The organism is Acidovorax sp. LjRoot129 (assembly GCF_964253765.1).
In the GTDB taxonomy this organism is placed as follows: Bacteria; Pseudomonadota; Gammaproteobacteria; order Burkholderiales; family Burkholderiaceae_C; genus Acidovorax.
The window spans coordinates 2,143,919-2,169,266 of record NZ_CAXUSE020000001.1 but is presented as its reverse complement, the minus strand read 5'-3'; the positions used below and the strand labels follow the sequence as shown (position 1 = coordinate 2,169,266).

General features: G+C 65.0%; 24 protein-coding genes. 4 read left to right on the top strand and 20 right to left on the bottom strand.

The window, feature by feature from the left end; all coding sequences use genetic code 11:
* Positions 1-50: 50 nt before the first annotated feature.
* The 3 genes from ACSQ3Q_RS09930 to guaB form a co-directional block, all read right to left on the bottom strand.
* The gene (locus ACSQ3Q_RS09930; RefSeq protein ID WP_057268806.1) at positions 51-485 is read right to left on the bottom strand and encodes a type II toxin-antitoxin system VapC family toxin; all 435 of its coding nucleotides are present in this window, start codon (positions 483-485) and stop codon (positions 51-53) included.
* The gene (locus ACSQ3Q_RS09925) at positions 482-751 is read right to left on the bottom strand and encodes a type II toxin-antitoxin system Phd/YefM family antitoxin (protein WP_436134224.1); all 270 of its coding nucleotides are present in this window, start codon (positions 749-751) and stop codon (positions 482-484) included. The genes ACSQ3Q_RS09930 and ACSQ3Q_RS09925 overlap by 4 nt, the downstream gene beginning before the upstream one ends.
* 110 nt (positions 752-861) lie before the next feature.
* Positions 862-2,337: an IMP dehydrogenase gene (guaB, locus tag ACSQ3Q_RS09920; RefSeq protein ID WP_436134223.1), complete on the bottom strand. Its 1,476-nt coding sequence runs from the start codon at positions 2,335-2,337 to the stop codon at positions 862-864.
* 188 nt (positions 2,338-2,525) lie between these two features.
* Between guaB and ACSQ3Q_RS09915 the strand changes: the two genes are divergently transcribed.
* Entirely contained in the window at positions 2,526-3,062 is a 537-nt protein-coding gene (locus ACSQ3Q_RS09915; protein WP_436134222.1) for a DUF4124 domain-containing protein, read from the top strand.
* Between the two features lie 50 nt (positions 3,063-3,112).
* On the opposite strand, the gene ACSQ3Q_RS09910 is transcribed toward ACSQ3Q_RS09915, so the two are convergent.
* Both ACSQ3Q_RS09910 and ACSQ3Q_RS09905 read right to left on the bottom strand, forming a co-directional pair.
* Complete coding sequence (locus ACSQ3Q_RS09910; RefSeq protein ID WP_436134221.1) at positions 3,113-3,505, bottom strand: RnfH family protein; 393 nt, start codon at positions 3,503-3,505, stop codon at positions 3,113-3,115.
* Positions 3,498-3,938, bottom strand: coding sequence for a type II toxin-antitoxin system RatA family toxin (locus tag ACSQ3Q_RS09905; RefSeq protein ID WP_436134220.1), 441 nt, complete (start codon positions 3,936-3,938; stop codon positions 3,498-3,500). Before ACSQ3Q_RS09905 ends, ACSQ3Q_RS09910 begins: the two co-directional genes overlap by 8 nt.
* Positions 3,939-4,305: 367 nt before the next feature.
* On the opposite strand from ACSQ3Q_RS09905, the gene smpB reads away from it, so the two are divergent.
* Positions 4,306-4,779, top strand: a complete 474-nt coding sequence (smpB, locus tag ACSQ3Q_RS09900; protein ID WP_436134219.1) for an SsrA-binding protein SmpB — start codon at positions 4,306-4,308, stop codon at positions 4,777-4,779.
* Between the two features lie 188 nt (positions 4,780-4,967).
* Here smpB and ACSQ3Q_RS09895 read toward each other — a convergent pair whose 3' ends face one another.
* The 11 genes from ACSQ3Q_RS09895 to ACSQ3Q_RS09845 all read right to left on the bottom strand — a co-directional run bounded on the left by ACSQ3Q_RS09895 (position 4,968) and on the right by ACSQ3Q_RS09845 (position 18,547).
* Positions 4,968-6,062 (bottom strand): enoyl-CoA hydratase/isomerase family protein, encoded by a 1,095-nt coding sequence (locus tag ACSQ3Q_RS09895; RefSeq protein WP_436134218.1) that lies wholly within the window; start codon positions 6,060-6,062, stop codon positions 4,968-4,970.
* The gene (locus tag ACSQ3Q_RS09890) at positions 6,059-6,940 is read right to left on the bottom strand and encodes a DMT family transporter (RefSeq protein WP_436134217.1); all 882 of its coding nucleotides are present in this window, start codon (positions 6,938-6,940) and stop codon (positions 6,059-6,061) included. The genes ACSQ3Q_RS09895 and ACSQ3Q_RS09890 overlap by 4 nt, the downstream gene beginning before the upstream one ends.
* Before the next feature lie 116 nt (positions 6,941-7,056).
* Positions 7,057-8,880, bottom strand: coding sequence for a translational GTPase TypA (gene typA / locus ACSQ3Q_RS09885; protein WP_436134216.1), 1,824 nt, complete (start codon positions 8,878-8,880; stop codon positions 7,057-7,059).
* Entirely contained in the window at positions 8,877-9,869 is a 993-nt protein-coding gene (gene truB / locus ACSQ3Q_RS09880) for a tRNA pseudouridine(55) synthase TruB (protein WP_436134215.1), read from the bottom strand. Before truB ends, typA begins: the two co-directional genes overlap by 4 nt.
* A gap of 4 nt (positions 9,870-9,873) precedes the next feature.
* Positions 9,874-10,245: a 30S ribosome-binding factor RbfA gene (gene rbfA / locus ACSQ3Q_RS09875; protein WP_056645684.1), complete on the bottom strand. Its 372-nt coding sequence runs from the start codon at positions 10,243-10,245 to the stop codon at positions 9,874-9,876.
* Between the two features lie 26 nt (positions 10,246-10,271).
* On the bottom strand, positions 10,272-13,136 hold the full coding sequence (gene infB, locus ACSQ3Q_RS09870) for a translation initiation factor IF-2 (protein WP_436134214.1): 2,865 nt from the start codon (positions 13,134-13,136) through the stop codon (positions 10,272-10,274).
* Between the two features lie 24 nt (positions 13,137-13,160).
* The gene (gene nusA, locus ACSQ3Q_RS09865; RefSeq protein ID WP_436134213.1) at positions 13,161-14,648 is read right to left on the bottom strand and encodes a transcription termination factor NusA; all 1,488 of its coding nucleotides are present in this window, start codon (positions 14,646-14,648) and stop codon (positions 13,161-13,163) included.
* 62 nt (positions 14,649-14,710) lie between these two features.
* Positions 14,711-15,316, bottom strand: coding sequence for a ribosome maturation factor RimP (gene rimP, locus ACSQ3Q_RS09860; protein ID WP_436134212.1), 606 nt, complete (start codon positions 15,314-15,316; stop codon positions 14,711-14,713).
* Positions 15,317-15,856: 540 nt separating this feature from the next.
* Complete coding sequence (locus ACSQ3Q_RS09855; RefSeq protein ID WP_436134211.1) at positions 15,857-16,285, bottom strand: thioredoxin family protein; 429 nt, start codon at positions 16,283-16,285, stop codon at positions 15,857-15,859.
* Positions 16,286-16,343: 58 nt separating this feature from the next.
* A complete protein-coding gene (locus ACSQ3Q_RS09850; protein WP_436134210.1) occupies positions 16,344-17,639 on the bottom strand; it encodes a c-type cytochrome in 1,296 nt (431 codons plus the stop codon).
* A 14-nt stretch (positions 17,640-17,653) separates the two neighbouring features.
* The gene (locus ACSQ3Q_RS09845; protein WP_436134209.1) at positions 17,654-18,547 is read right to left on the bottom strand and encodes a c-type cytochrome; all 894 of its coding nucleotides are present in this window, start codon (positions 18,545-18,547) and stop codon (positions 17,654-17,656) included.
* A 206-nt stretch (positions 18,548-18,753) separates the two neighbouring features.
* Here ACSQ3Q_RS09845 and ACSQ3Q_RS09840 point away from each other — a divergent pair, with 206 nt between their 5' ends.
* Both ACSQ3Q_RS09840 and ACSQ3Q_RS09835 read left to right on the top strand, forming a co-directional pair.
* On the top strand, positions 18,754-20,205 hold the full coding sequence (locus ACSQ3Q_RS09840; RefSeq protein WP_436134208.1) for a PLP-dependent aminotransferase family protein: 1,452 nt from the start codon (positions 18,754-18,756) through the stop codon (positions 20,203-20,205).
* Between the two features lie 292 nt (positions 20,206-20,497).
* Positions 20,498-20,851, top strand: a complete 354-nt coding sequence (locus ACSQ3Q_RS09835) for a hypothetical protein (protein ID WP_436134207.1) — start codon at positions 20,498-20,500, stop codon at positions 20,849-20,851.
* A gap of 218 nt (positions 20,852-21,069) precedes the next feature.
* On the opposite strand, the gene ACSQ3Q_RS09830 is transcribed toward ACSQ3Q_RS09835, so the two are convergent.
* From ACSQ3Q_RS09830 to ACSQ3Q_RS09815, 4 genes are all read right to left on the bottom strand, one after another.
* Positions 21,070-21,639 (bottom strand): sugar O-acetyltransferase, encoded by a 570-nt coding sequence (locus ACSQ3Q_RS09830; RefSeq protein ID WP_436134206.1) that lies wholly within the window; start codon positions 21,637-21,639, stop codon positions 21,070-21,072.
* Positions 21,640-21,751: 112 nt separating this feature from the next.
* Positions 21,752-22,912, bottom strand: coding sequence for a Gfo/Idh/MocA family protein (locus tag ACSQ3Q_RS09825; protein WP_436134205.1), 1,161 nt, complete (start codon positions 22,910-22,912; stop codon positions 21,752-21,754).
* Positions 22,913-23,081: 169 nt separating this feature from the next.
* On the bottom strand, positions 23,082-24,095 hold the full coding sequence (locus ACSQ3Q_RS09820; RefSeq protein ID WP_436134204.1) for a sugar phosphate isomerase/epimerase family protein: 1,014 nt from the start codon (positions 24,093-24,095) through the stop codon (positions 23,082-23,084).
* 260 nt (positions 24,096-24,355) lie between these two features.
* Positions 24,356-25,339, bottom strand: coding sequence for a substrate-binding domain-containing protein (locus ACSQ3Q_RS09815; protein WP_436134203.1), 984 nt, complete (start codon positions 25,337-25,339; stop codon positions 24,356-24,358).
* Positions 25,340-25,348 lie beyond the last annotated feature (9 nt).

The following is a 25,348-nucleotide window of genomic DNA, read 5'->3' as shown; positions in this document are numbered from 1 at the left end:
GGTGGCGTCGAGGGAATGAAAAAGAACACGGATCTGACCGAGGGGGGCCGTCAGAGGGTGGACAGGTCCAGCAGCTGCACGCCGCTGCGCTTTGCGGCGGCGGCCTGCGCAGCGTCGAACGTGGCCAGGGGCAGGCGCAGCGAGCGGGCCAGCCACAGGTAGGCGGCGTCGAAGGTGGGCAGGCCGGTGTCGAGCGCCACGTCGAGCACCGCCTTGTGCTGGGCAGGGGCCAGCTCGTGCAGTTCGACACGGTGGCGGATGGCTTCGAGCACGCCCCACAGGCCTTCAACCGATGCGGGCGGGATGCGGCCGCTGTGCACGCCGCTGCTGATGAGGTTGCTGCACTCCCACTGCCACAGGTTGGGAGCCTGGGGCTCGACCTCGTCGCGGCGGATCAGGGTGTACAGGCGGCGCGTGTGCTCGCTGGCGGCGTCGGGCAGCAGCCAGGCGGCAGTGACGGAGGCGTCAAGGACGAAGGCGGTCATGTTGCTGCGGCCCTGCCCTTGCGGCGCAACGTGTCGGGGGCTGCGGCGGCAACCTCGGCTGCGGGGCGGATGCTGGCGTGCAGCGCGTCGATCTGGCCCAGCTCGCGGGCGATCTGCTCGTCGGTGATGACAGGGCGGCGGCGCACGGGCAGCAGGCGCACCACCTCTTTGCCGTGGCGGGTGACGCGCACTTCCTCGCCCTGCTCGACCAGCTCGATCAGGGCAGAGAACCTGCTCTTGGCTTCGTAGATGCCGACGGACTGCATGGATGCGCGGACCCCCAAAAAGAAAAAGTCTGGCCTGAATGGTGAATTCAGACCAGACTATATCATTCTGACCAGATATTTTCAATCAGGCCAGATTAGGTGACTCACCTTCAGTCAGCGCGGTAGTTGGGCGCTTCCTTGGTGATCTGCACGTCGTGCACGTGGCTTTCGCGGATGCCGGCGGTGGTGATCTCGACAAACTCGGCCTTGTTGTTCATGTCGTCGATGGTGGCGCAACCGCAGTAGCCCATGGCGGCGCGCACGCCACCCGCCATCTGGAACACGATGGAGACCATGGAGCCCTTGTAGGGCACGCGGCCTTCGATGCCCTCGGGTACGAGCTTGTCGGCATTAGGATTGCCGGTGGTCGACTCCTGGAAGTAGCGGTCGGCGCTGCCTTGCTGCATGGCGCCAATGCTGCCCATGCCACGGTAGCTCTTGTAGCTGCGGCCTTGGTACAGGATGACTTCGCCAGGGGCTTCTTCGGTGCCTGCGAACATGCCGCCCATCATGATGGTGCTCGCGCCTGCGGCGAGGGCCTTGGCGATGTCGCCGCTGTAGCGCACGCCGCCGTCCGCGATCAGCGGCACGCCGGTGCCACGGAGGGCGGTGGCGACGTTGTCGATGGCCATGATCTGGGGCACGCCCACACCGGCCACGATGCGCGTGGTGCAGATGGAGCCCGGGCCGATACCGACCTTGACGGCGTCGGCACCCGCCTCGACCAGGGCCAGCGCAGCCGCGCCGGTGGCGATGTTGCCGCCGATGACGTCTACCTGCGGGTAGTTCTGCTTGACCCAGCGCACGCGCTCGATCACGCCCTTGCTGTGGCCGTGGGCGGTGTCGACCACGATGGCGTCCACACCGGCCTTGACCAGGGCTTCGACGCGCTCTTCGGTGCCTTCGCCCACGCCCACTGCCGCGCCTACGCGCAGTCGGCCGGCGCTGTCTCGTGCGGCGTTGGGGAAGCTGGTCTGCTTGGTGATGTCCTTGACGGTGATCACGCCCTTGAGCTCGAAGTCGTCGTTGACAACCAGGATGCGCTCGAGCTTGTGCTTGTTGAGCAGCGCCTTGGCCTGGGCGGGCGAGGTGCCCTCCTTCTCATTGACGGTGACCAGCTTTTCGCGCGGAGTCATGATCTGGTGGACCTTGACGTCGTAGCGCGTCTCGAAGCGCAGGTCGCGGCCGGTGACGATACCCACCACCTTGCCGCCGTCGCACACCGGGAAGCCCGAGATGCCCAGTTGCTCGGACAGCTGCAGCACCTGCAGCACGGTGTGCTCGGGGGTGATGACCACGGGGTCGCGCAGCACGCCGGATTCGTAGCGCTTGACCTTGGCCACCTGGGCGGCCTGCTCCTGCGCCGTAAGGTTCTTGTGCACGATGCCGATGCCGCCCTCCTGGGCAATGGCAATGGCCAGACGCGCCTCGGTCACGGTGTCCATGGCGGCGGACACGAGAGGCAGGTTCAGCTGGATGTTACGGGAGAGTTTCGTCGCGAGGGACGTGTCCTTGGGCAGGACCTGGGAGTACGCTGGCACCAGCAACACATCGTCGAAGGTGAGCGCTTTTCCAAGAAGGCGCATGAGAAAGCTCCAAAAGACGGATTGTACCCGCGCAGCGTGTGGCAGATTGACTACGCGATCAGAGCGTGGGTTGTGGAAAGACGCCAGTCACCCGTCACCCGCTTGGCGGCCGCGTCATTCGTCGCGTGAAAGGGTCCACCCATCCGAAGCACTGGTCGCGGGCAAGCCGGGCGGCTAAACTTGTTTGCATGAAAATGCACAAGCTTCTCCTGCTGGCCGTGGCCTGCACCTGGGCCATGGGCGCCACAGCGCAATGGCAGTGGATCGACAAGGATGGCCGCAAGGTCTTCAGCGATCGGCCGCCTCCACAGGAAATCTCCGAAAAGAACATCCTCAAACAGCCGGGCGGCTCAGCCCCCCGCGTCACTTCGGCGCCCACACCAGTAGACGGTGCTCAAGCCACGGCACCAGCTTCGGCACCGGCAGCTTCCGCGCCCAGGCCTGGAGCCAGCGCTCCGGGTGCGGGCAAAGACAAGGCCCTGGAGGAGAAAAAAGCCCAGGCCGAAGCAGCCGAGGCTGCGAAGAAAAAGGCGGAGGAGCAAAAGCTGGCCAAGGCCAAGGCTGATAACTGCACCCGCGCCCGCCAGGCCCGCAGCGCATTTGACTCCGGCCGGCCCATCACTCAGACCAATGCACAGGGTGAGCGCATCTTCCTGGACGATACAGGCCGCACGGCTGAAACCAAGCGCCTGGACGGCATCATCGCGGCAGACTGCGCGCGCTGATGGTGTAGTACAGCAACGCAGCGCCCACACCGGCGCCGGTGCTGACGCTATCAATAACCAGACTTGCCGCCCGGGCGCTGCCGGGCAAACAGGCCGGTCGAGCGTGCGCCCTGTCGCGCAAAACGCTCACGCCGGGCCACCTTGGGGTCGACCTTCAAGGGCCTGTAGACCTCTACCCGGTCCTGGTGCCTAAGGGCTGCGCCAAGCTCCACACGCCGCCCCCAGATGCCCACTTCGGGCGATTGGCTACCGCTTTGGACCATGGACGCATCGGCGCCCGCAGCCTTCAACGCGTCTTGCACGGTAGCACCCACCGGCAGATCGATCACCTGTTCGCGCAGCTCCCGCGGAGCGACACAAACCACCACGGTGACTTGCAGCGTGGTGTGCGCCGGTGCCGGTGCCGATGGCGGCGCGGGGGAAGACGAATCTGCCTCAGCCATACACCTGTTCGGCGCGCTTCACAAACGCATCGACCATGCTGCCGGCGATGCGGTCAAACACCGGGCCGACCAACGCGGCCAGGGCTGCGCTGTCAAAGCCGTAGTGCAGCAGCAGCTCCACCTTGCAGGCGCGCTGGCTTCCATCGCCCACCGGGTGGAAGTGCCAGTCGCCATCGAGCCGCGAAAAGGGCCCTTTGACCAGATGCATCTGCACTCGCCTGCTCGCTTCGTGCGTGTTCCGGGTCACAAAAGTCTGGCGAAGGCCGCTGAACGAAATGCCCACCTCGGCAGTCATTCCCTCAGTGGTGCTCTCCAACACTGCGGCGTGGTCGCACCAGGGTAAAAACTGGGGGTACTGTTCCACCGCGGTAACGAGGGCAAACATTTCTTCGGGGCTGTACCAAATAAGGACGGACTTGTTGACGGTTTTCATGCAGGCGGGGCTTGGGGGCTGATCGGTCAAGCCGGAGAAATTAGAATCGCGAGGGCGAGACGACAACATTGTAGGGAGGCCTTTTATCTCCCCGTTTGCGCCGCATCTAGAGCTTGCCTGCACCGACGCCCACGTTGTGGACCAAAACCGGTGACCGACCAACCCACAGCGTGCCGACAAATCCATCCATTGGACGTTGTATGCGGTCACGCACCGGCAAGGCCGATCCATGAGGAAAGCGGAGCAAAGACCCGCGACGTTACGACAGTCTGCTCGCAGCATTCATACTGCACCGCATCCAGCGGCTGGATGCGAGGCTTTTCGCCAGCTTTAGCGGGCACGCAAAACATATCAAAGCTTTAACCCCATGGCCAAGAAACCCGATCCTACGTCCCGCATTGCCGACAACAAGAAAGCGGCCTACAACTATTTCTTTGAAGAACGCCACGAAGCAGGCATGGTCCTGTACGGCTGGGAAGTAAAGGCGCTGCGCGAAGGCAAGGTGCAGCTGACCGATGGCTACGTGCTCATTCGCGATGGCGAGCTGTTCTTGCTGGGTTGCCAGATCAACCCGCTCAAGACCGCTTCGACCCACGTAAACCCCGATGCCATCCGCACCAAGAAGCTGCTGCTCAAGAAGGACGACATCAAGCACCTGATCGTCAAGGTTGAGCAAAAGGGCTACACGCTGGTGCCGCTGAACCTGCATTGGAAAAACGGCTATGTGAAGTGCGAGATCGCCCTGGCCAAGGGCAAGGCCGAGCACGACAAGCGCGACACCATCAAGGACCGCGAAGGCAAGCGCGAAGTGGAACGCGCGATGAAAAGCAGAAGCCGTTGAGTGTGCTCAGGCCCGTGGGCGAGTTCACGGCGGCGGGGGGGCCCCTCAGAGGCTCGCCGCAGCCGGCTTGCTGGCCGCCCGCGGCTACCGCCTCGCGGTGGGCAGCGGCAGCCGATGCACGCAAGCGGACCTTTACCCATCGCCGAGCTTCTACACAGCCCAAGCTGATCAGCCTGGACGGCACGACCTCAGGCCAACGCCGCCAACGGATGCGAATGCGCTGGCCAGGGGCTCACGAAGAACGGCGCCACCATCAGCGGTGTCACCTCTTCGATGCGCGCAGGGTTCCATTTCGGCGCGTGGTCCTTGTCCACCGCCAGCGCCCGGATGCCCTCTACCGTTTCGCTCTGACCAGGGCGCAAATAAAAGCAGTGGCGCACCATGTCGCGCTCCATGCGCAAGTCTTCTGCCAAGCCCATGTCGCGCGCGCGGCGGACCTGCTCCAGCACCACATGCAGCATCAGGGGCGAGCGCTTGCGCAGCGTGGCGGCCGCACTGCGCGCCCAGTCACTGTCGGCGGCTTCGAGTGCCGCGACGATCTCCGCCACGCTCGGCAGCGCAAAATAGTGGTCTATTTGGTCTCTAGCGTTTGATAGGTCTGAATTTTTAGCTATCAATTTTGAATCAACATAGTTTTTGACGGCCGCGCCGTCTGCAAAACTCTGGGTGGCCAGTGCATCCCACACGGCCGCCAGCTGGTCTGAAGAAAGAAACCCGTCCGCCAAGCTGCACTCGATGGCGTCGCCAGCGCCGATCGTGTCGCCAGTCAGCGCCAGCCACTCGCCCACACGGCCTGGGCAACGGCTTAGGAAATAGCCGCCCCCCACATCCGGAAACAAACCGATCGCCGTCTCGGGCATGGCCATCTTGGTGCGCTCGGTCACCACCCGCAGTGCAGCGCCCTGGCTGATGCCCATTCCGCCACCCATCACGATGCCATCCATGAACGCGATATAGGGCTTTGCGTAGTTGTGAATCAGGTGGTTAAGGGCGTATTCCTCGGTGAAGAAATCTTCGAGCTGCGGGTTGCCCTGGCTGCCGGCCTGGTGCAAAAAGCGGATGTCGCCGCCTGCGCAAAAAGCGCCAAACGGCCCTTCCTTGTTGCTGCCACGGATGGCCACCGCCACCACACCCGCGTCGTTTTGCCACTCGAGCAGGATGCGCATCAAATCGCGCACCATGCCCAGCGACAACGCGTTGAGGGCGCGCGGGCGGTTCAGGGTAATGAACCCCACCTGGCCGCGCACTTCGTTCAGAACCTCTGCCACCACGGTCTCCGTCATTTTTGTTCCTTAAAGCCGAGTACTTCGTTAAACACCAGCGCACCGATCACCAGCACGCCGCCGGTCAGCACCGCTGCACTGGGCTCTTCGCCCGCGCCCAGCCATGCCAGCAAGATCCCAAAAACCACCTCCAGCAGGCCCAGCAGCGCCATCTCGGGCGCTTTGAGCACGCGGCCGCAGCGCACGGCCAGCACACAGGGCACGGCCAGTTGCACCACGCCCAACACGGCCAGCAACACCAGGTCGTGCCGAGACGCCTGCAGCGGCAAGGCCAGCGGCAGCGTGGCCACCACCGAGATCACCGCCCCCACCAGCACGGCAGGCACCAGGTCCACCGAGTGGCCGTGGCGCTGCGAATGCTGCACCACCGTCCAGTTGATGGCCGCTGCAATCGGCACGCACAAGGCCACCAGAGTCCCGGCCAGCGGCAGGCCTGCCATTTGTGACCCGTACATCCAGCCGATGCCGATACCCGCCACGGCGATGGCGCCCCAGGTGCGCGGCGCGATGTGGTGGCCGATGAAGATGCGTGCAAACAGCGCCGTCAGCAGCGGCCCCACCGCCATCGTGACCAGCACATTGGCCACGGGCATCAGCACCAGCGCCACCATGAAGGCGGTGAACATCACACTCCAGCACACCCCCGAAATCCACAGCGCGCGGCCGCTTTTGCGCATCGATGCAAACACCGCCCGCCCCTGCATCAGCGGCAGGATGAAAAGCAGCGCCACCAGCGTGAAAAAACTGCGCCAGAACGTCACCTCGAAGCTGCGCGCGTGCTCCAGGTGGCGCGTGACCACGCCGGCAATTGACCACATCAGGGTGACTGCCACCATCAACACGACAGCGCGGGAATGGGTGAGTTTCAGCAAAGGCATCGTGGATTGAGGCGCAGCGAAATGGCAAAAAGGGCCACAGCGTAGCAACAGTGGCCCTTCAGGCGGCAGACGGGAACCGGGTTCCCCTGCCTTGGCGAGTCAGCGACTCAGGCAGCTCAAGAACGGCCTGCGCGCTTGCGCTCGTTTTCAGTCAGGAACCGCTTGCGGATGCGGATCGACTTGGGCGTGATTTCGACCAGCTCGTCGTCCTCGATAAATTCCACCGCGTATTCCAGCGTGGCGTCGATAGGCGGCGTGATCTTGATCGCGTCTTCCTTGCCGGACACGCGGAAGTTGGTCAGCTGCTTGGTGCGCGTCGCGTTCACGATCAGGTCGTTGTCACGGCTGTGGATACCCACAATCATGCCTTCGTACACGGGGTCGTTCGCCTTCACGAACATGCGGCCGCGGTCGTCGAGCTTGCCCAGGGCGTAGGTGAAGATTTCACCGTCGTCCATGGAGATCAGCACACCATTCTTGCGGCCGCCGATGTCGCCCTTATGCGCCTCGTAGCAGTCGAAAATGTTGGCGATCAAGCCCGAACCGCGGGTCAGGTTCAGAAATTCATTCGTGAAGCCGATCAGGCCCCGCGCAGGAATGCGGTACTCCAGGCGCACGCGGCCACGGCCGTCCGGCTCCATGTTCACCAGCTCGCCCTTGCGCTCGCCCAGGGCTTGCATCACACCACCCTGGTGGCCTTCTTCGATGTCGACGGTCACCAGTTCGATAGGCTCGTGCTTCTCGCCGTTGACCATTTTGAACACCACGCGGGGCTTGGACACAGCCAGCTCGTAGCCTTCACGGCGCATGTTTTCCAACAGGATGGTCAAGTGCAGTTCACCGCGACCCATGACTTCGAAGATGCCTTCTTCGTCGGTCTCGGACACACGCAGTGCCACGTTGTGCTGCAGTTCCTTTTGCAGGCGGTCCCAGATCTGGCGGCTGGTCACGAACTTGCCTTCACGGCCTGCCAGTGGCGAGGTGTTCACGCAGAAGTTCATGGTCAGCGTGGGCTCGTCCACCTTCAGCATGGGCAGCGGCGCGGGGTTGGCGGGGTCGGTCACGGTCACGCCGATACCGATACCTTCGATGCCGTTGATCAGCACGATGTCGCCAGGGCCGGCCAGGGGAGTCTGCATGCGGTCCAGACCTTGGAAGGTCAGTACCTGGTTCACGCGGCCCTTGATGCTCTTGCCCTCGGGGCCTTCCATCACCAGCACGTCCTGACCGGGCTTGACGGTGCCTTGGCTGATGCGGCCCACACCAATGCGGCCGACGAAGGTGGAGAAGTCCAGCGCCGAGATCTGCAGTTGCAGCGGAGCGGCTGGGTCACCCGTGTTCGGCGGAACGTGGCTCAGGATGGTGTCGAACAGGGCCGACATGTCGGGGCCCCACTGCTCGCCAGGCGCGCCTTCTTCGAGCGACGACCAGCCGTTGATGCCCGAGGCGTACACCACGGGGAAGTCGAGTTGTTCGTCGGTGGCACCGAGCTTGTCGAACAGATCGAACGCGGCGTTCACGACCTTGTCGGGGTTGGCACCAGGCTTGTCCACCTTGTTCACGACCAGGATGGGGCGCAGGCCCAGGGCCAGGGCCTTCTTGGTCACGAAACGCGTCTGGGGCATGGGGCCCTCTTGCGCGTCGATCAGCAGCACCACGCTGTCGACCATGGACAGCGCACGCTCCACTTCACCGCCGAAGTCCGCGTGACCGGGGGTGTCCACGATGTTGATGTGCGTATCCTTCCAGCTCACGGCGCAGTTCTTGGCCAGGATGGTGATGCCACGCTCTTTTTCAATCGCGTTGTTGTCCATCACGGTGTCGACGACTTTTTCGTGGTCGGCGAAGGTGCCGGACTGGCGCAGCAGCTGGTCGACCATGGTGGTTTTGCCATGGTCAACGTGGGCAATGATCGCGATGTTGCGGATTTGTTTAGTCATAGTTTTTCCAATGTGCCGCTGGCTTCTAGGAGCGGCGTGCCTTCCAAAATTTGTTGAATTTCCAGCGGACTCAGGAGCCTGTCGGGCACCAGCTCCCCGCCAACGATGTGGCCCACACCCAGCAGCGCCGGGGGATGCTCTCCGAAAACCGCCACGGCGCTGGCGTCTGGCCAGGCCCCGCGGCGGCGCACGCCCGACAGGAAACGAGCGGCATTCTCGCTGTCCAGCGTGACACGCACATGTTGCGCCAGCAGGGATTCCGGCGCCTCCAGGCTCGCAAGGCGGTCTTCCTCGGGCATGGCTTCCAGTTCAGCCAGCGTGACGCAGCGCTCTATGCCAATGCCACCGGTGTCGATGCGGCGCAAAAACGTGAGGTGCGCCCCGCAGCCCAACGCGGCACCGATGTCCTCGCCCAGGGTGCGGATGTACGTGCCCTTGCTGCAGGTCACTACCAATTTAATAGCTACCAACCCTTGCTCAGCTTGCGCCAGGGTCACTTTTAATGCATGAATGATGACGTCGCGCGCTTCGCGCTCCACCGTCACGCCTGCACGCGCGTACTCGTACAGCGCCTTGCCGTCCTTCTTGAGCGCACTGTGCATGGGAGGCACCTGGCGGATCGGGCCGGTGAACTGCTGCTGCACGGCGGCCAGCCGCTCGGGCGTGAGCTGTGTTGGGTCGACCTCTCGGCGCTCCAGCACATCGCCTTCGGCATCGCCCGTCGTGGTGGTGGTGCCGAGCAAGGCCACGGCCTCGTAGGTCTTGGCGGCGTCGAGCTGCAACTGGCTGAATTTTGTCGCCGCACCAAAGCACAGCGGCAAGACGCCCGTCGCCAGCGGATCCAGCGTGCCAGTGTGGCCCGCTTTTTCGGCGCGCAGCAACCACTTGGCCTTCTGCAACGCATCGTTGCTGGAAAGACCCAGTGGCTTGTCGAGCAGCAACACCCCATGCACAGGGCGCCGCTGCACCCTGGTGCGTGGCGCGTTCATGGTGCTAGTCCTCTTTGGCGCGCGAAGAAACGGCCTTGGCAATCAAGGCGTTCATGTCGGCCGCACGCTCGGAGGTGCGGTCAAACACGAAGTGCAGCGTAGGCACGGTGTGGATGTGCAAGCGCTTGAACAAGCCATTGCGCAGGAAGCCCGCAGCCTGGTTCAGTGCGGCCTGTGTTTCCACCGGGTCGCCCGTCAGCAGGCTGAAGAACACCTTGGCATGGGCGTAGTCCGGAGTCACCTCCACGCCCTGCAGCGTCACCATGCCCACGCGCGGGTCTTTCAACTCGCGCGCGATCAGCTCCGTCAGATCGCGCTGGATCTGATCGGCGACCTTGAAGGCGCGGTTGGGGGTAGCGGACTTCTTTGCAGCCATGTCGCTCTGTCGTCGTAGCGGTCGCCTTACAGCGTCCGTGCGATTTCCTTGATGTCAAAGAACTCGAGTTGATCGCCTTCCTTGATGTCGCTGTAGTTCTTGAGCTTGATACCGCACTCAAAGCCTTCCTTGACATCCCGGACATCGTCCTTGAGGCGCTTGATCGAATCGACTTCGCCCGTGTAGACCACCACGTTTTCGCGCAGCAGGCGGAAGCGTGCGTTGCGATGGACCATGCCCGAGGTGATGTACGAACCGGCAATCGTGCCGATCTTGGTCGCCACGAACACCGTACGGATTTCGGCCGTACCGATGATCTCTTCGCGTTGCTCTGGTGCCAGCATGCCGGACATCGCCACACGCAGCTCGTCCACAGCGTCGTAAATGATGCTGTAGTAGTGCAGATCCACGCCATTGTTCTCGGCCAGCTTGCGCGCACCGGCATCAGCCCGCACGTTGAAGCCGATCACAATGGCCTTGGAGGCAATCGCCAGGTTGATGTCGGACTCGCTGATGGCGCCCACTGCGGCGTACACCAGCTGGACCTTGACCTCTTCGGTCGAGAGCTTGAGCAGCGACTGGGCGAGCGCTTCCTGCGAACCCTGCACGTCGGCCTTGACGATGATGGGCAGCATCTTCACTTCGCCCGCCGTCATATCGGCAAACATGTTCTCGAGCTTGGCGGCTTGTTGCTTCGCCAGCTTGGTGTTGCGGAACTTGCCCGCACGGTAGGTCGCGATTTCACGGGCACGGCGTTCGTCCGTGAGCACCATGAATTCGTCGCCTGCCTGAGGCACTTCCGTCAGACCCTGGATTTCGACCGGGATCGACGGGCCTGCCGTCTTGGCGACCTTGCCGTTTTCGTCCAGCATGGCACGCACGCGGCCATAGGTCTGGCCAGCCAGCACGATGTCGCCGACCTTGAGCGTGCCGGACTGCACCAGCACCGTGGCAACCGGGCCGCGGCCCTTGTCGAGCTGGGCTTCGATCACGAGGCCCTTGGCCAGCGATGCGACAGGCGCCTTCAGTTCCAGAATTTCAGCCTGGAGCAGCACCTGCTCGAGCAGCGTGTCGATGCCCATGCCGGTCTTGGAAGACACCGGCACGAAGGGCGACTCACCACCGTATTCTTCAGGCACCACCTGCTCCACCACCAGCTCCTGCTTGACGCGTTCGAAATTGGCGTCAGGCTTGTCGGCCTTGGTGATGGCCACCACGATAGGAACACCTGCCGCCTTGGCGTGCTTGATGGCTTCCTTGGTCTGGGGCATGACGCCGTCATCGGCAGCCACGACCAGAATCACGATGTCGGTGGCCTGGGCACCACGGGCACGCATGGCCGTGAAGGCCTCGTGACCGGGGGTATCGAGGAACGACACCATGCCGCGTGGTGTTTCCACGTGGTAGGCACCAATGTGCTGCGTGATACCGCCGGCTTCGCCCGCGGCCACCTTGGCACGGCGGATGTAATCCAGCAGCGAGGTCTTGCCGTGGTCGACGTGGCCCATCACGGTCACGACTGGAGCCCGCGGCAGCAGTTCGACGTCTTGTTGCGCCGAATCGTCGTCGGTGAAGGCTTCTGGATCGTCCAGCGCCGCCACCACTGCCTTGTGGCCCATTTCTTCCACCATGATCATGGCGGTGTCCTGGTCCAGCGGCTGGTTGATGGTGACCATCTGGCCCATCTTCATCAAGGCCTTGATGACTTCATTGGCCTTGATCGACATCTTGTGCGCGAGCTCGGCCACCGTGATGGTCTCTGGCACGTGCACTTCGATGATGCGGGCTTCGACCGGCGCCACCTGCTGGTGGTCGTCACGGTGATCGCGGTTGTCGCCGCGGCGGCCACGCGGGCCCCCGCGCCAGTTGTTGCGGCCCACACCCCCGCTGCTGTCGCCGCGGGTCTTGATTTCTTTCTTCTTGGCGGTGTCGTTGGCCCAGCTGGAGGACAGCTTGGCCGACTTCACTTCCTTGCCTGCGCCCGGCGCACCGGCACCGGTGGTTGTAGCGGCACCTGCGCGCGCCACACCCGTACCCACGGCCGGCTTGTGCAGCGTGCCCTTCTTGGCGTCGCCCACGGCAGCCGGCTTGACGGCTGGCTTGGGTTCTTCGGGCTTCTTCGCGACCATGACCGCCTTCTTGGGCGTGGCCATCATCGAGCGGATTGCAGCAGCTTCGGCCTCGGCCTTGCGGCGGCGGGCATCGAGATCGGTGGCGCGGGCAGTTTCTTCGTCGGCGCGTGCCTTCGATTCTGCAGCGGCCTTCTCGCGTGCTTCAACCTGCGCAGCATTGCGCGCGGCGGTCTCGGCAGCTTGTTCGCGGGTGGCTTCCTGCTTGACGGCAGACGCCTGGGCCTTTTTGTCGGCTTCCTGGGCGGCGTAGGCGTTGGCGCGTTCTTCGGCTTCGCGCTCGCGCTGCTCGCGGGCTTCGCGTTCGGCGCGTTTCTCCGCCAGCTCGGTCTCCTGGCGGCGGATCAGCTCGGCCTGGCGGCGGGCTTCTTCCTCACGGCGCGCCAGGTCAAGATCTTCGCTCGACACAGCGGACTCTTCGACCGCGGAAGCTGCCGACTCGGCAGTTGCCTCGGCACCTTCGTCGCGCTGAATGAAGGTGCGCTTCTTGCGCACTTCCACCTGGATCGTGCGGGCCTTGCCGCTGGCATCGGCTTGCTTGATCTCGCTGGTGGACTTCTTCACCAGTGTGATCTTCTTGCGATCGGCCGAAGCCGTGCCGTGGCTGGCCTGCAGGTAGGCAAGCAGCTTTTGCTTGTCCGACTCGGTCAATGCGTCAGACGGTGCACCCTTGCCCACGCCGGCAGCCTTGAGCTGGTCGAGCAGGGTTTCAGGCGATTTCTTGAGTTCGGTTGCGAACTCGGCGACAGTATTACTGGACATATATGGTTCGTGCCTCCCTGACCCTTACTCTTGCTGCCCCGCGAACCAGTGTTCGCGCGCCTTCATGATCAAGGCTTTGGCATCTTCTTCAGACTGTCCGGTCAGGTCGGTCAGTTCATCAATGGCCAGATCGGCCAGGTCGTCACGTGTGTGCACACCGCCTTCAGCCAACTTGGAAATCAGCTCCGGCGTGAGGCCTTCAAGATCGCGCAGGTCTTGCGAGACCTCTTCCACGCTCTCTTCACGGGCGATTTCCATCGTGAGCAGCGCATCCTTGGCGCGGGCACGCAGCTCGTTGACGGTGTCTTCGTCGAAAGACTCGATCTCCAGCATTTCCTGGAGCGGCACATAGGCCACTTCTTCCAGGCTATTGAAGCCTTCGGAGATCAGGATGTCGGCGATTTCCTCGTCCACATCCAGCTTTTCCATGAACAGCTTGCGGGCCGTGTCGGTTTCGCTGGCCAGCTTTTGCGCGCTTTCGGCGGCGTCCATGATGTTGATCTTCCAGCCGGTCAGATCGGACGCGAGGCGCACGTTCTGGCCACCGCGGCCGATGGCGATGGCGAGGTTTTCCTCGTCCACCACCACATCCATGGCGTGCTTTTCTTCATCCACCACGATGGACGAGACGTTGGCAGGAGCCAGCGCACCGATCACGAACTGGGCCGGGTCTTCGGACCACAGCACGATGTCTACGCGTTCGCCAGCGAGTTCGTTGGTCACGGCGTTCACACGGGTGCCGCGCACGCCGACGCAGGTACCGATGGGGTCCACGCGCTTGTCGTGCGACAGCACCGCAATCTTGGCGCGCGAACCGGGGTCGCGGGCGCAGCTCTTGATCTCCAGGAGGCCTTGTTCGATCTCAGGCACTTCGTGGCGGAAGAGCTCGATCATGAACTCAGGCGCCGAGCGCGACAGGATGATGGGCGCACCCCGCAGCGTCAAATCCACTTCCATGATCATGGCCCGCACGCGGTCGCCGCTGCGCAGGTTTTCCTTGGGAATCATCTCGCCACGGCGCAGGCGGCCTTCGACACGGCCGGACTCGACAATGATGTCGCCCTTGTCCATGCGCTTGACGGTGCCGGTAAAGATGCGTTCGCCGCGCGACATGAAGTCGTTGAGCAGCATTTCGCGCTCGGCGTCGCGGATCTTCTGCAGGATGACCTGCTTGGCCGCCATGGCGCCAATGCGGCCGATCGGGACGGACTCGACGCCTTCTTCGATGTACTCACCGACTTCGATGTCGGCGATGCGATCCTTCGCATCCATGAGCAGTTCTTCGGCTTCAGGGTTCTGCAGACCGGCATCGTCGGGCACAACGAGCCAGCGGCGGAAAGTCTCATAGTTGCCGCTGTCGCGATCCACGGACACGCGAATGTCCACCTCGCCCTGGTACAGCTTCTTGGTAGCCTGGGCCAGGGCCGACTCTACGGCGCCCAAGACCACATCACGCTCCACGTTCTTCTCGCGTGAAATGGCCTCAACCAACATCAACAATTCGCGATTCATGCGACGACTCTCCTATTTCAATCACCTGAGGGCGGTGGCTGCGCAGTGCAGCCCTGCCCCATTTATTCAGCAGCAGGGGCAGGTGCTGACCCAGCCTTGCCCGCGCGCCCCTTGAAATCCACAATGGGGGCCAGACGGGCGTCCCGGATTTCATCCAGGGTGAAGCCCATGGCCTGCAACGGAGCAGGCACGCGTTTCTTGCTGACTTTTTGACCTGGTTTCACGGGGGGCTCTTCGCTCCAGACGATCTGCCATCCGCCGTTGTCGGCCCGCTCGAGCGTGCCGCGAAATTTTTTGCGGGTGGCGTTGACTTGCCCGCCGCCTGCTGCGCCGATCGGCGCCCTCAATGTGATGTCGATGACCGAGCCTTCGAAACGCACGAAGTCCTGGTCGTGGCGCAGGGGACGGTCGATGCCGGGCGAGGACACTTCAAGGCGCTTGTACTCGACGCCATCGACTTCCAGCGCAAACTGCAGCTGGCGCGTGACCTTCTCGCAATCCTCGACGGTGACATACTGCTCCACCAGGGGCGCGGGCGCATCGGCGGCCGGCTGCACCCAGGGCAAGTCGATGGTGACACGCAGCAGCCCCCCGGCGGAGCGCTCGATCTCCACCAGGTCATATCCCAGGCCCGTCACTATTTGTTCAACGACTTGCTGCAATGCCACGTGTTCAGTTCAATCCCGGTAAAACACCACACAACTTGCGCAATTCAAGACCGGGCGAGCCGCCCATCCCGTGAAGGCACTTCGGTGCACCCCTGTTTGCGCAAGTCCAAAACAAAAAACCCGATAACCCCCGGAGACTCTTCTCCGACAGCTTCGAGCTCCAAAAGCGTTCGACCAAAAAAAACGGGCGGTTGGTACCCGCCCGTTTGGTCGTGAGACTCGTATTGTAGCCTGCAAAGCCTTGATTTGCCAAGGCAAACCGTGGCGTCACTGTTGCCTCTACGCGCCGAAACGCGCAAACCCAGCGGCCATGCGGGCCCCGGCCTCGCGCCGGCCGGCCGCAACCGCAGATCCAGGGCCCAAAAAGGCCTCTGGCGCACGGCCGATCAGCGCAACCAGCTACAACAGTGATAGCGATTGGGGCCAGGCACTGATTGTTGATCGCGGCCGCAGTCACTATGGGCCGACAGCCTTGGACTCGCGCTACCGCGGGGCGAGCAGCCGCCGGGCATCCGTGGGCCGGCAAACGCCCCCAGAACATCAGCCACCCCGCGCTTCCAGCACCCGCTCAAACACATCCTGCGCTTCGCCACCCGTGCCCGCGCCGCCCTGCGCGCCCGCCTGCAGGCTGGTCAGCAGCCGCCCCAGCACTGGCGCCTGCGGCAGCAGCGGCCCTAAAAAGAGCGCGGTGCGGTCGCGACCAATCAGCAAAGTGGGGAAAGTTTCCACATCCAGATCACCTGCGATCTCGGATTCGTCCTCGATGTCCACCCACTCAAAACGCACTTCAGGATGCGCCCGGGCAAGCTCGTCGAACAGAGGCCGGTAGTCCCGGCAGGTGCCACACCACCCGGCGCACAGGCACACCGCCCACCAGCGGGCTGTGGATGGGGCTGACGCCGTGGCAGCAGTGTTGTTCAGTGCAGGTGCCCCAGAGGCGGGGTCGGGCAGCACAGCCGGGCTTTCCATCAATGCAACTCCTGGGTCGTCCGCCCGGGCCGGTTGCCAGGGCGGCAAACGGCGGGGGCTACAAACCGCGCCGCTCGCGGGCGCGATAAACCTCGATGGTACCCACACCGGGCGCCCGGTTGCCCCAGCTGTTGCGCACAAAGGTGGTCACCGCCGCCACGTCCTCGTCGCCCAGCGTTTGCTGAAACGGCGGCATGCCGTGCGGGCGCGGATTGCCGGCCGTGGCGGGCAGGTAGCCGCCCTGCAGCACCACCCGCACCACGTTGGTCGGGTCGGCCAGCAGCACGGCGCGGTTGCCCGCCAGCGCCGGGAAGGCGCCCGCCTGGCCCTGCCCTGCATCGCCGTGGCATTGCGCGCACTGCTGCTCGTACACCTTGCCGCCCCGTGCCATGGCGGCGGCGGGTGGCGCTGTGTAGGGCGCCGGGGTGGCGCGGGCGGCCTGCTGCGGCAGCGCCTGCAGGTACACGGCCATGGCGCGCGCGTCGGCATCGGTCAGGTACTGCGTGCTGCGGAACACCACCTCGGCCATGGGGCCCAGCGCCGACCCGTGCGGGGCCACGCCGGTTTTCAGCAAGGCCACCACGTCGTCGGTGGCCCATTCCTTCACGCCCGCCTCGGCCGCCGCGTTGAGCGCGGGGGCATACCAGTTCTGCACCGGGATCAGCCCGCCGTTGAAGGCCTTGGCGTCGGCCGTGGCGCCCAGCGCATTGCGCGGCGTGTGGCAGGCCGTGCAATGGCCCAGGCCGTTGACCAGGTAGGCGCCGCGGTCGTATTCCGCCGTCTTTGTGGGCGCGGCGTCGGCAGCGGTGCTGGCATCGCCCGGCGCAAAGAACAGCGCACGCCACACACCCAGCGCCGCCTGCGTGCTGTACGGAAATCGCAGCGCGTGTGCGCGGTTCGGCTCGCTGGCGGGGGGCACGCTCTGCAGGTACGCAAAGATGGCGTCCGAATCCGCGCGCGCCACCTGGGTGTAGTTGGGGTACGGGAACGCCGGGTAGAGCAGCCGCCCGTCCTTGCTGCGGCCATGGTGCATGGCGCGCCAGAACTCGCCCGACGTCCAGCTGCCGATGCCCTGCGCCGGGTCGGGCGTGATGTTGGAGGTGTGCACCACGCCAAAGGGCGTCTCGATGCCGCGCCCGCCCGCAAACGGCGCCCCGCCCTGCGTGGTGTGGCAGGCCATGCAGTTGCCGACGCGCGCCAGGTACTCGCCGCGCGCCACCAGCGCGGGCGTGCTCTGCAGCGTCTCGCCAGCGGGCAGCGGCTCTTCGCCGCGCAGGTTCAGGGTGACCAGCGCCGCGGCCACGATACCCAAAGCTGCCAGGGTGGAAGACAGGGTCCAGAGGATGCGTTTCATGGGTGCATCCTTTCTCAACGTGAAGAAGCAGCAGGAGCTGCAGTGGCTGCAGCCGCTGCAGCCACGGGCACCTCGGCCACGCCGCCGCAGCGGGCGGGCATGGCGGCCGGCAGGGTGCGCGCGGGCTTGCCGCCCCCGGCCACCGGCTGGGCGGCCAGCCAGGCCGACACGGCGCTCACATCGTCGGGCGTGAGCTGGCGGGCGATGTCGGCCATGCAGTCGGGCGCATGGGCGCGGCGCTGGCCAGTCTTCCAGGCGCCCAGCTGGCTGTTGAGATAGTCACGCGGCAGGCCCAGCAGGCCCGGGATGGACGGCGCCACGCCCGTCATGGCGCTGCCGTGGCACGACACGCAGGCGGGGATGCGGCGCGCGGCGTCGCCCTGCTGCACCAGCCGGCGCCCCTGCTCCAGTGCGGCGGCCGGTGCCTGGGGTGCGGGCGGCGGCGGGTACGGCACATCTTGCGCGGCAAAGTGCTCGGCCATTTCACGGAGGTAGTCGTCCGTCAGGTGCTCGATGAGGTAGGTCATCTGCGGGTAGCTGCGCCGCCCGTCGCGAAAGTTGAGCAACTGGTTGGCCAGGTAGCCCGCCGGCTTGCCGGCGATGCGCGGGAAGTAGCCCTCCTGCGTGGCCCGCCCTTCCTTGCCGTGGCAGGCGGTGCAGGCCAGCACGCGCGAGGCCATGGACGCGGCGGAGGTGGTGGCCGGCATGGAACTAGGGGCCGCAGCACCAGCAGCCCCAGGGCTTGCAGCTGACGCCGCCGTGGGCGCCATGGCTGCGGGCGGGGCCGCCAGTGCGCCGACGCTGACAGCCATGGCAGCCATGGCAGCCACAGCGCCGGCAGCGGTAAAGGCCACCCCGGCAGGCAGGCAAAAAACAGGGCGCAGCAGGCGGCGCAGGCGGTCAATCATGGGATTTTTCTTCTAGGTGGGTCGTCAAGGGTCGGCGGCCGGCGGGCGCCTGTCTGTCAGCGCACCGGCACACCACCACACAAAGAACTCTACGCCCGCGCTTCAAAACAGTACAGATTCAGTTTCCAGTTAAAAATACAGATCAGTTTGCGCGGCATCAACGCCGCAACCCGCGCCCCCAGGTTCGCACCGCCAGCCCCTCCAGCATGAAACGCTACGAACGCCACGCCGACGCCATCGCCCAGCTCATCCACAGCGGCGCCCTGCGCCCGGGCGACCGCGTGCCGTCCGTGCGCGAGGCCAGCCGCACACGCGGCATCAGCCCGTCCACCGTGTTCGAGGCGTACTACCTGCTGGAGGCGCAGGGCCTCATCCACGCCCGGCCCCGTTCGGGCTACTACGTCAGCAACCGGCTGCCCCCCGCAGGCCAGCGCCCCGCCGAGCCCCTGCCCTCGCAGCCCGCGCGCACCTCCACCGACGTGGCCATCAGCGACCTGGTGTTCGAAGTGCTGGGCCTGGCCCGCGACCGCGACCTGGTGCCGCTGGGCTCGGCCTTCCCGGGGCTGGAGCTGTTTCCGTTGGATAGGCTGGCGCGCTGCCTGGCCAGCGGCATGCGCAAGCTCGACCCCTGGAACATCGTGCAGAGCCTGCCGCCCGGCGACGAACGCCTGCGCCAGCAGATCGCGCTGCGCTACGGCCTGCACGGCAGCGCGGTGGACGTGGAGCAGATCGTCATCACCAACGGCGCGATGGAAGCCCTGAACCTGTGCCTGGAGGCCGTCACCCAGCCGGGCGACATCGTGGTGGTCGAATCCCCCACCTTCTACGCCGCGCTGCAGGCGCTGGAGCGGCTGAATCTGCAGGCGCTGGAAATTGCCACCCACCCGCGCGACGGCATCGACCTGGCCGCCCTGGCCGAGGCGCTGGAGCGCCAGCCAGCGCACCAGCGGGTCAAGGCCTGCTGGCTCATGCCCAGCTTTCAAAACCCCTTGGGTAGCCTGATGCCTGAAGCCAAAAAGCGCGAGCTGGTCGCCCTGCTGGCCCGCCACCAGGTGCCGCTGATCGAAGACGACGTGTACGGCGAGCTGCACTTCGCCCCGCACCGCCCGCCCCCGGCCAAGGCGTTTGATACCGAAGGCCTGGTGATGCACTGCAGCTCGTTCAGCAAAAGCCTGGCGCCCGGCTACCGCGTGGGCTGGGTGGCGGCGGGCCGGTTTGCCACGGCGGTGCAGCGCCTCAAGCTCATGACCACGCTCTCGGCCGCCACGCCGTCGCAGCAGGCGCTGTCCGAATACCTGGCCCAGGGCGGTTACGACCGGCACCTGCGCCAATTGCGCCGCAGCCTGGCGCAGCAGCAGGCGATCGCGCTGGCGGCGGTGGCCCGGCACTTCCCGCCCGGCACGCGTGTCTCGCAGCCCGAGGGCGGGTACTTTTTGTGGGTAGAGCTGCCGCCGCAGATCGACGCCCTGCAAATGCACCGCCAGGCACTGCAGCAAGGCATCAGCCTGGCGCCTGGGCAGATCTTCTCGGCAGACCGGCGCTTTGCCCACTGCGTGCGCATCAACTACGGGCACCCGGCGCAGAGCCGCTTCGAAGCCGCGCTGCAAACGGTGGGCGAGCTGGCGACGGCGCTGGCCGCAGCGCCACCTGGGGGCTAAAAATCCGTCTGCTATACAAAACATAGCGCCTAGCGCTTATAGAACAAGCGCTGGCGGCCAATTTGACTCAAAAATCGCCGGTACACCGGCGTCGGAAAGCCACCCGCGGCCAAAACACGCCCTGGCTTGCAGCCGCCTGACACGCACGCCGCCGCCGTTGGAAAGGCCCAACCTCGGGTTCTCCCGCCCTCGGCACAGCTCTTGCAACGGCATACTGGCTGCCGCCCGCAACCCGGGCAGCGCTACCAGCCTGGCAACCCGCCAGCATTTAAAGACCCACCAACGCCCCACCATGGCAGCACCCCAGCATGTCCCGTTTCTGACCGTGGAAGATGAAGACGACTGGGTCGTCTCGTTCGCGCTGGGTCCGATGGGCGCCAGCCGCCTCACGCTCACGCGCACGCCGCACCTTGAATTCATGCTGCGGCCCGAGCAACGGGGCGTGTCGGTGGGTGGCGTGGAGGCAGGCCAGCGCCCCACCCTGCTCGTGGCCGTGCAGTGGGGGCACAAGTGCGTGGACGTGGTGTCCACCGCCAAGCGCTACAGCCTGGACATCAGCAAGGTGGACAGCGCCACGCGTGCGGCAGCGCTGCGGGTGCTTGGCAAGATGAATTTCGATCAGCGGTTTCAGTTGGCGAATGCGTGAGTTCGCGTCGGTGACACCTGGGCAGCGCTCAAACGCCTGCACACCCCATCTCTCAACCCCCAACCGTTCGGGCTGAGCTTGTCGAAGCCAGGGCACACGCGCCCCCAATTGGCAGCCCTTCGACAGGCTCAGGGCGAACGGGGTTAGGCAAGCGCAACGCGCCGACCATCACCGTCATGGGGTTGGGGGCACCGCGGCCTCAACCCCTCCCACCGCATTCACACCACCAACGGATCCAACGGCTTCACCACCCGGCACGGATTGCCCGCCGCAAACACCCGCGCCGGCACATCGCGCGTCACCACGCTGCCCGCGCCGATCACCGCGCCATCGCCAATCGTCACGCCGGGGCAAATGATGGCGCCGCCGCCAATCCACACGTCGTCACCAATGGTGATCGGCACCCCCAGCTCCAGCCCCTTGGCGCGTTCCTCGGGCGACATGGGGTGTGACGCGGTGTAGATCTGCACGCCCGGCCCCATGAGGGTGCGGGCGCCGATGCGCACGGGCGCCACGTCCAGCACCACGCAGTTGAAGTTGAAATACGCGCCCTCGCCCAGCGTGATGTTGTAGCCGTAGTCGCAATAGAACGGCGGCGTGATCTGCACGTTGGCCGGTGCGGCTGGCACCAGCTGCGCGATCAGCGCTGCGATCTCGTCGGCGGCGTCCGAGGGGGTGTGATTGATGCCGTGGCATAGCGCGCGGGCGCGCATGCGGTCGGCGGTGAGTTCGGGGTCGTTGGCGTTGTAGAGCTCGCCAGCGATCATCTTGGATTTTTCAGAGGTCACAGGTGCCTTTCAGTGTGAGGTGAAGGATCCACCAGCCGCTGCACCTGAGCCGTAGGACTCCACCGCAGGGCTCGCCCGGCACGCAACCTCTTCATCCGGATTTGCGGCGGCTCTACAGCAGGGTCCACTTGCGTTCGCTGCCGGCGGACTCCACCACCTTTTCGATAAAGCGCACGCCCTCGGCACCATCTTCCACGCGTGGGTAATCGGCCTCCAGCGCGCTGGCTGTTTTGCCCGCTGCGCGCGCCCGGATGTCCGCCGCCACGCCCAGGTAGACGTTGGCAAAGGCTTCGATAAAGGCCTCCGGGTGTCCTGCCGGAATGCGCCCCGCGCGCAGGGCCGATTCGCTGAGCCATGGCGACCCACGCGTCAGGATGCGGCGCGGTCCGTCTACCGGCGAATGCACCAGGTGATTGGGGTCTTCCTGCCGCCAGGTGATCGTGCCCAGCGTGCCAGAGATTTGCAGCCGCACATCGTTCTCCAGCCCCGCCGCCACCTGCGACGCGACGATCACGCCGCGTGCGCCGCCCGCATAACGCAGCAGCAGCTGCGCGTCGTCGTCCAACTGGCGGCCGGCGCCAAAGGTGGTGAGGTCAGCGCACAGCGCTTCGGGCCGCAGTCCGGTGACGGTGGCGGCTAGGTTCTCGGCGTGCGATCCGATGTCGCCCATGGTGCCCACGGCGCCGCTGCGCGCCGGGTCAAGCCGCCAGTCGGCCTGCTTGTTGCCGCCGCCCTGCTCCACCGCCGTGGCCAGCCAGCCCTGGTTGTATTCCACGGTGACCTTGCGCAGCGTGCCCAGGGCGCCGCTCTGCACCAGGTGGCGGGCCTCGCGCACCATCGGGTAGCCGGTGTAGTTGTACGTCACGCCGAACACGGTGCCAGCCTTCTTCACTGCGGCCACCAGCTCGTCGGCCTGCGCGCTGGTGTGCACCAGCGGCTTGTCGCACACCACGTTGAAGCCTGCCTGCACAAAGGCCAGGGCCACCGGGTGGTGCACGTGGTTGGGGGTGACGATGCTCACCAGGTCGATGCGCTCATGCACAGGGCGGCGCAGTTCCTCGGCGAGCAGGTCCTGCCAGCTGCCGTGGCTGCGGTCGTCCGCCAGGCCCAGCTCGGCGCCGGATGCGCGGGCCCGCTCAGGCGATGACGAGAGCGCGCCAGCCACCAGCTCGAACTGGCCGTCGAGCGCCATGGCCTTGCGGTGCACCGCGCCGATGAAGGCGCCGTGGCCGCCGCCCACCATGGCATAGCGGAGCTTTCTTTCACTGGACATACGGAAGGCCTTTGTTTGTTGTTCTTGGTTTGCTGTTGCCGTCACCACCCGGCCGTTCGCCCTGAGTTTGTCGAAGGGCTGTCAAGCACCATGCCCTGGCTTCGACAGGCTCAGCCCGAACGGTGAGGGAGTGGACGGCGGTTGAATGGTGGCAATGGCTGGAGAGCACTCACACGTTCTGCTTGTCTCGCGCAAACACGGCGTCGAACGCACCCGCCGCCGGCTTGAAGTCGAGCCGTTTGCAGAACGCTGCACTCTCCGTCGCGCCGTGCACGCGGTCCATGCGGCTGTCCTCCCACTCCACAGACAGCGGGCCCTGGTAGCCGATGTCGTTGAGCGCAACGATGATGGATTCGAAATCGATCATTCCGCGCCCCACGCTGCGAAAGTCCCAATTACGACGCGCATCGCCAAAGCTGGTGTGCCCGCCAAACGTGCCCACCGTGCCATCGCCCTTGCCCCACCACACGTCCTTCATGTGGGCGTTGTAGATGCGGTCGGCAAACTGGCGGATGAACTTCACGTAGTCCACGCCCTGGTAGGCCAGATGGCTGGGGTCGTAGTTAAAGCCAAAGCGCTTGTTGCCGTTGACCGCAGCAATCGCGCGCTCGGCCGATGCGATGTCGAACGCGATCTCGGTGGGGTGCACCTCCAGCGCGAAGTTGATGTCGTGCTCCTCGAACACATCGAGGATGGGGCTGAAGCGCTTGGCGAAATCAGCAAAGCCCTTGTCCCAATACGCCTGCGTGGTGGGCGGAAACGCATAGATCGAATGCCACACCGACGAGCCCGTGAAGCCCGTGACCGTCTTCACGCCAAACTTGGCTGCGGCGCGCGCCGTGTCGGCCAGCTCGGAGGCAGCGCGCTGGCGCACGCCTTCAGGCTCGCCATTGCCCCACACATGGGGCGGCAGGATGGACTGGTGGCGCTCGTCGATCAGGTCGCACACGGCCTGGCCCACCAGGTGGTTGCCGATGGCAAAGCATTGCAGGCCGTGCTGGGCCAGCAGTGCGTGTTTGTCTTTGACGTACTGGGGCGACGAAAGCGCCTCCTGCACGTTGAAATGGTCGCCCCAGCAGGCCAGCTCCAGGCCGTCGTAGCCCATGCTTTTCGCCAGCGGCGCAAGTTCTGCCAGCGGCAGGTCGGCCCACTGGCCGGTGAAAAGGGTGACGGGTCTTGGCATGGTGCGTCCAGGTCTTTTCAAATGACTGCCAGGGCTCTTTGGCAATCGTCAAATCCCCCAAAACCGTTCAGCCTGAGCTTGTCGAAGGCCGGGCACAGCGGGAGTCGGCTTCGACAGGCTCAGCCCGAACGGGCGGGGGTGGTTCAGAGTGGTTGAGAGGTAAGGCCCCGCACTTATCCGCATTCAGCTACTGCTATGTATTCAATAGCTGTTAGCGCTTATTGGACAAGCGCTAGGGGCCTATTTGTCTCAAATTTCGATCAGAACGGCGAGTCAGGGAAGTAAAAGCTCTTCGCGTTTTCCTTCGTGATCAGCACCGAAGGAATGATCGTTGTCGCAGGCAGCTTCTCGCCCTTGATGCGCGCCTCGGCCGTCAGCTTGATGGAGTCGTAAATGAACTTGGGGCTGTACGACACATTGGCCTGGATCAGCGGATTGCTGCCGTCGGCCAGCGTCTTGATCATGCCCTTGGCACCCGCGCCGCCGAACACCAGCTTGATGTCCTTGCGCTTGGCCTGCTCGATCGCCTTGAGCACGCCCACGGCCATGTCGTCGTCGGCCGCCCACACGGCGTCGATCTGCGGGAAGCGCGTCAGGTAATCCTGCATCACCTTGAAGGCGTCGTCGCGGTTCCAGTTGGCGTACTTGGCGTCCAGCAGCTTGATGTCGGGGTGATTCTTCAGTACCGCGTTGAACGCGTCCATGCGCTCGTTGTCCAGCGTGGTCGCAATACCGCGCATGGCCACCACGTTGCCCTTGCCGCCCAGCGCCTTGGCGATGTACTCGGCCGGGATCTTGCCGAACGCCGTGTTGTCACCGGCCACATACGCGTCCTGCGCGCTGGTGTCGGTCAGGCCGCGGTCCACCACCGTCACGTACACACCCTTGGCCTTGACCTGGGCCACGGGCTTGGTCAGCGCGGCCGATTCGAACGGGAAGATCACCAGAGCGTTGATCTTGTTCACCGTGACCAGATCCTGCAGCTGGTTGGCCTGCTCGGGCGCGCCGCCTGCCGTCTTCACGATGACCTGCAGGCCGGGGTGGGCCTTCTCCAGATCTTTCTTCGCCTGGTTGGCCCAGTACACGATGCCACCGGTGAAGCCGTGCGTGGCCGACGGAATGGCCACGCCCACCACCGTCTTGTTGGCCTGGGCCATCGCCGGGCCCGCCAGCGCCAGTGCGGCAGCGGCACCCACGGCCGAGAGGGCCAGGCGGCGGGTGAAAGTAGATGTCTTGCTATTCATGATGCGTTG

What these genes read in the sequence shown, in the direction of transcription:
- ACSQ3Q_RS09825 (WP_436134205.1), bottom strand. Translation starts at nt 22,912, where the DNA reads ATGTCCAGTGAAAGAAAGCTCCGCTATGCCATGGTGGGCGGCGGCCAC.
- ACSQ3Q_RS09820 (WP_436134204.1), bottom strand. Translation starts at nt 24,095, where the DNA reads ATGCCAAGACCCGTCACCCTTTTCACCGGCCAGTGGGCCGACCTGCCG.
- ACSQ3Q_RS09895 (WP_436134218.1), bottom strand. Translation starts at nt 6,062, where the DNA reads ATGACGGAGACCGTGGTGGCAGAGGTTCTGAACGAAGTGCGCGGCCAG.
- ACSQ3Q_RS09845 (WP_436134209.1), bottom strand. Translation starts at nt 18,547, where the DNA reads ATGATTGACCGCCTGCGCCGCCTGCTGCGCCCTGTTTTTTGCCTGCCT.
- ACSQ3Q_RS09850 (WP_436134210.1), bottom strand. Translation starts at nt 17,639, where the DNA reads ATGAAACGCATCCTCTGGACCCTGTCTTCCACCCTGGCAGCTTTGGGT.
- ACSQ3Q_RS09855 (WP_436134211.1), bottom strand. Translation starts at nt 16,285, where the DNA reads ATGGAAAGCCCGGCTGTGCTGCCCGACCCCGCCTCTGGGGCACCTGCA.
- ACSQ3Q_RS09840 (WP_436134208.1), top strand. Translation starts at nt 18,754, where the DNA reads ATGAAACGCTACGAACGCCACGCCGACGCCATCGCCCAGCTCATCCAC.
- ACSQ3Q_RS09905 (WP_436134220.1), bottom strand. Translation starts at nt 3,938, where the DNA reads ATGAAAACCGTCAACAAGTCCGTCCTTATTTGGTACAGCCCCGAAGAA.
- ACSQ3Q_RS09915 (WP_436134222.1), top strand. Translation starts at nt 2,526, where the DNA reads ATGAAAATGCACAAGCTTCTCCTGCTGGCCGTGGCCTGCACCTGGGCC.
- guaB (WP_436134223.1), bottom strand. Translation starts at nt 2,337, where the DNA reads ATGCGCCTTCTTGGAAAAGCGCTCACCTTCGACGATGTGTTGCTGGTG.
- ACSQ3Q_RS09815 (WP_436134203.1), bottom strand. Translation starts at nt 25,339, where the DNA reads ATGAATAGCAAGACATCTACTTTCACCCGCCGCCTGGCCCTCTCGGCC.
- infB (WP_436134214.1), bottom strand. Translation starts at nt 13,136, where the DNA reads ATGTCCAGTAATACTGTCGCCGAGTTCGCAACCGAACTCAAGAAATCG.
- ACSQ3Q_RS09930 (WP_057268806.1), bottom strand. Translation starts at nt 485, where the DNA reads ATGACCGCCTTCGTCCTTGACGCCTCCGTCACTGCCGCCTGGCTGCTG.
- ACSQ3Q_RS09910 (WP_436134221.1), bottom strand. Translation starts at nt 3,505, where the DNA reads ATGGCTGAGGCAGATTCGTCTTCCCCCGCGCCGCCATCGGCACCGGCA.
- rbfA (WP_056645684.1), bottom strand. Translation starts at nt 10,245, where the DNA reads ATGGCTGCAAAGAAGTCCGCTACCCCCAACCGCGCCTTCAAGGTCGCC.
- nusA (WP_436134213.1), bottom strand. Translation starts at nt 14,648, where the DNA reads ATGAATCGCGAATTGTTGATGTTGGTTGAGGCCATTTCACGCGAGAAG.
- ACSQ3Q_RS09925 (WP_436134224.1), bottom strand. Translation starts at nt 751, where the DNA reads ATGCAGTCCGTCGGCATCTACGAAGCCAAGAGCAGGTTCTCTGCCCTG.
- smpB (WP_436134219.1), top strand. Translation starts at nt 4,306, where the DNA reads ATGGCCAAGAAACCCGATCCTACGTCCCGCATTGCCGACAACAAGAAA.
- ACSQ3Q_RS09890 (WP_436134217.1), bottom strand. Translation starts at nt 6,940, where the DNA reads ATGCCTTTGCTGAAACTCACCCATTCCCGCGCTGTCGTGTTGATGGTG.
- ACSQ3Q_RS09835 (WP_436134207.1), top strand. Translation starts at nt 20,498, where the DNA reads ATGGCAGCACCCCAGCATGTCCCGTTTCTGACCGTGGAAGATGAAGAC.
- truB (WP_436134215.1), bottom strand. Translation starts at nt 9,869, where the DNA reads ATGAACGCGCCACGCACCAGGGTGCAGCGGCGCCCTGTGCATGGGGTG.
- typA (WP_436134216.1), bottom strand. Translation starts at nt 8,880, where the DNA reads ATGACTAAACAAATCCGCAACATCGCGATCATTGCCCACGTTGACCAT.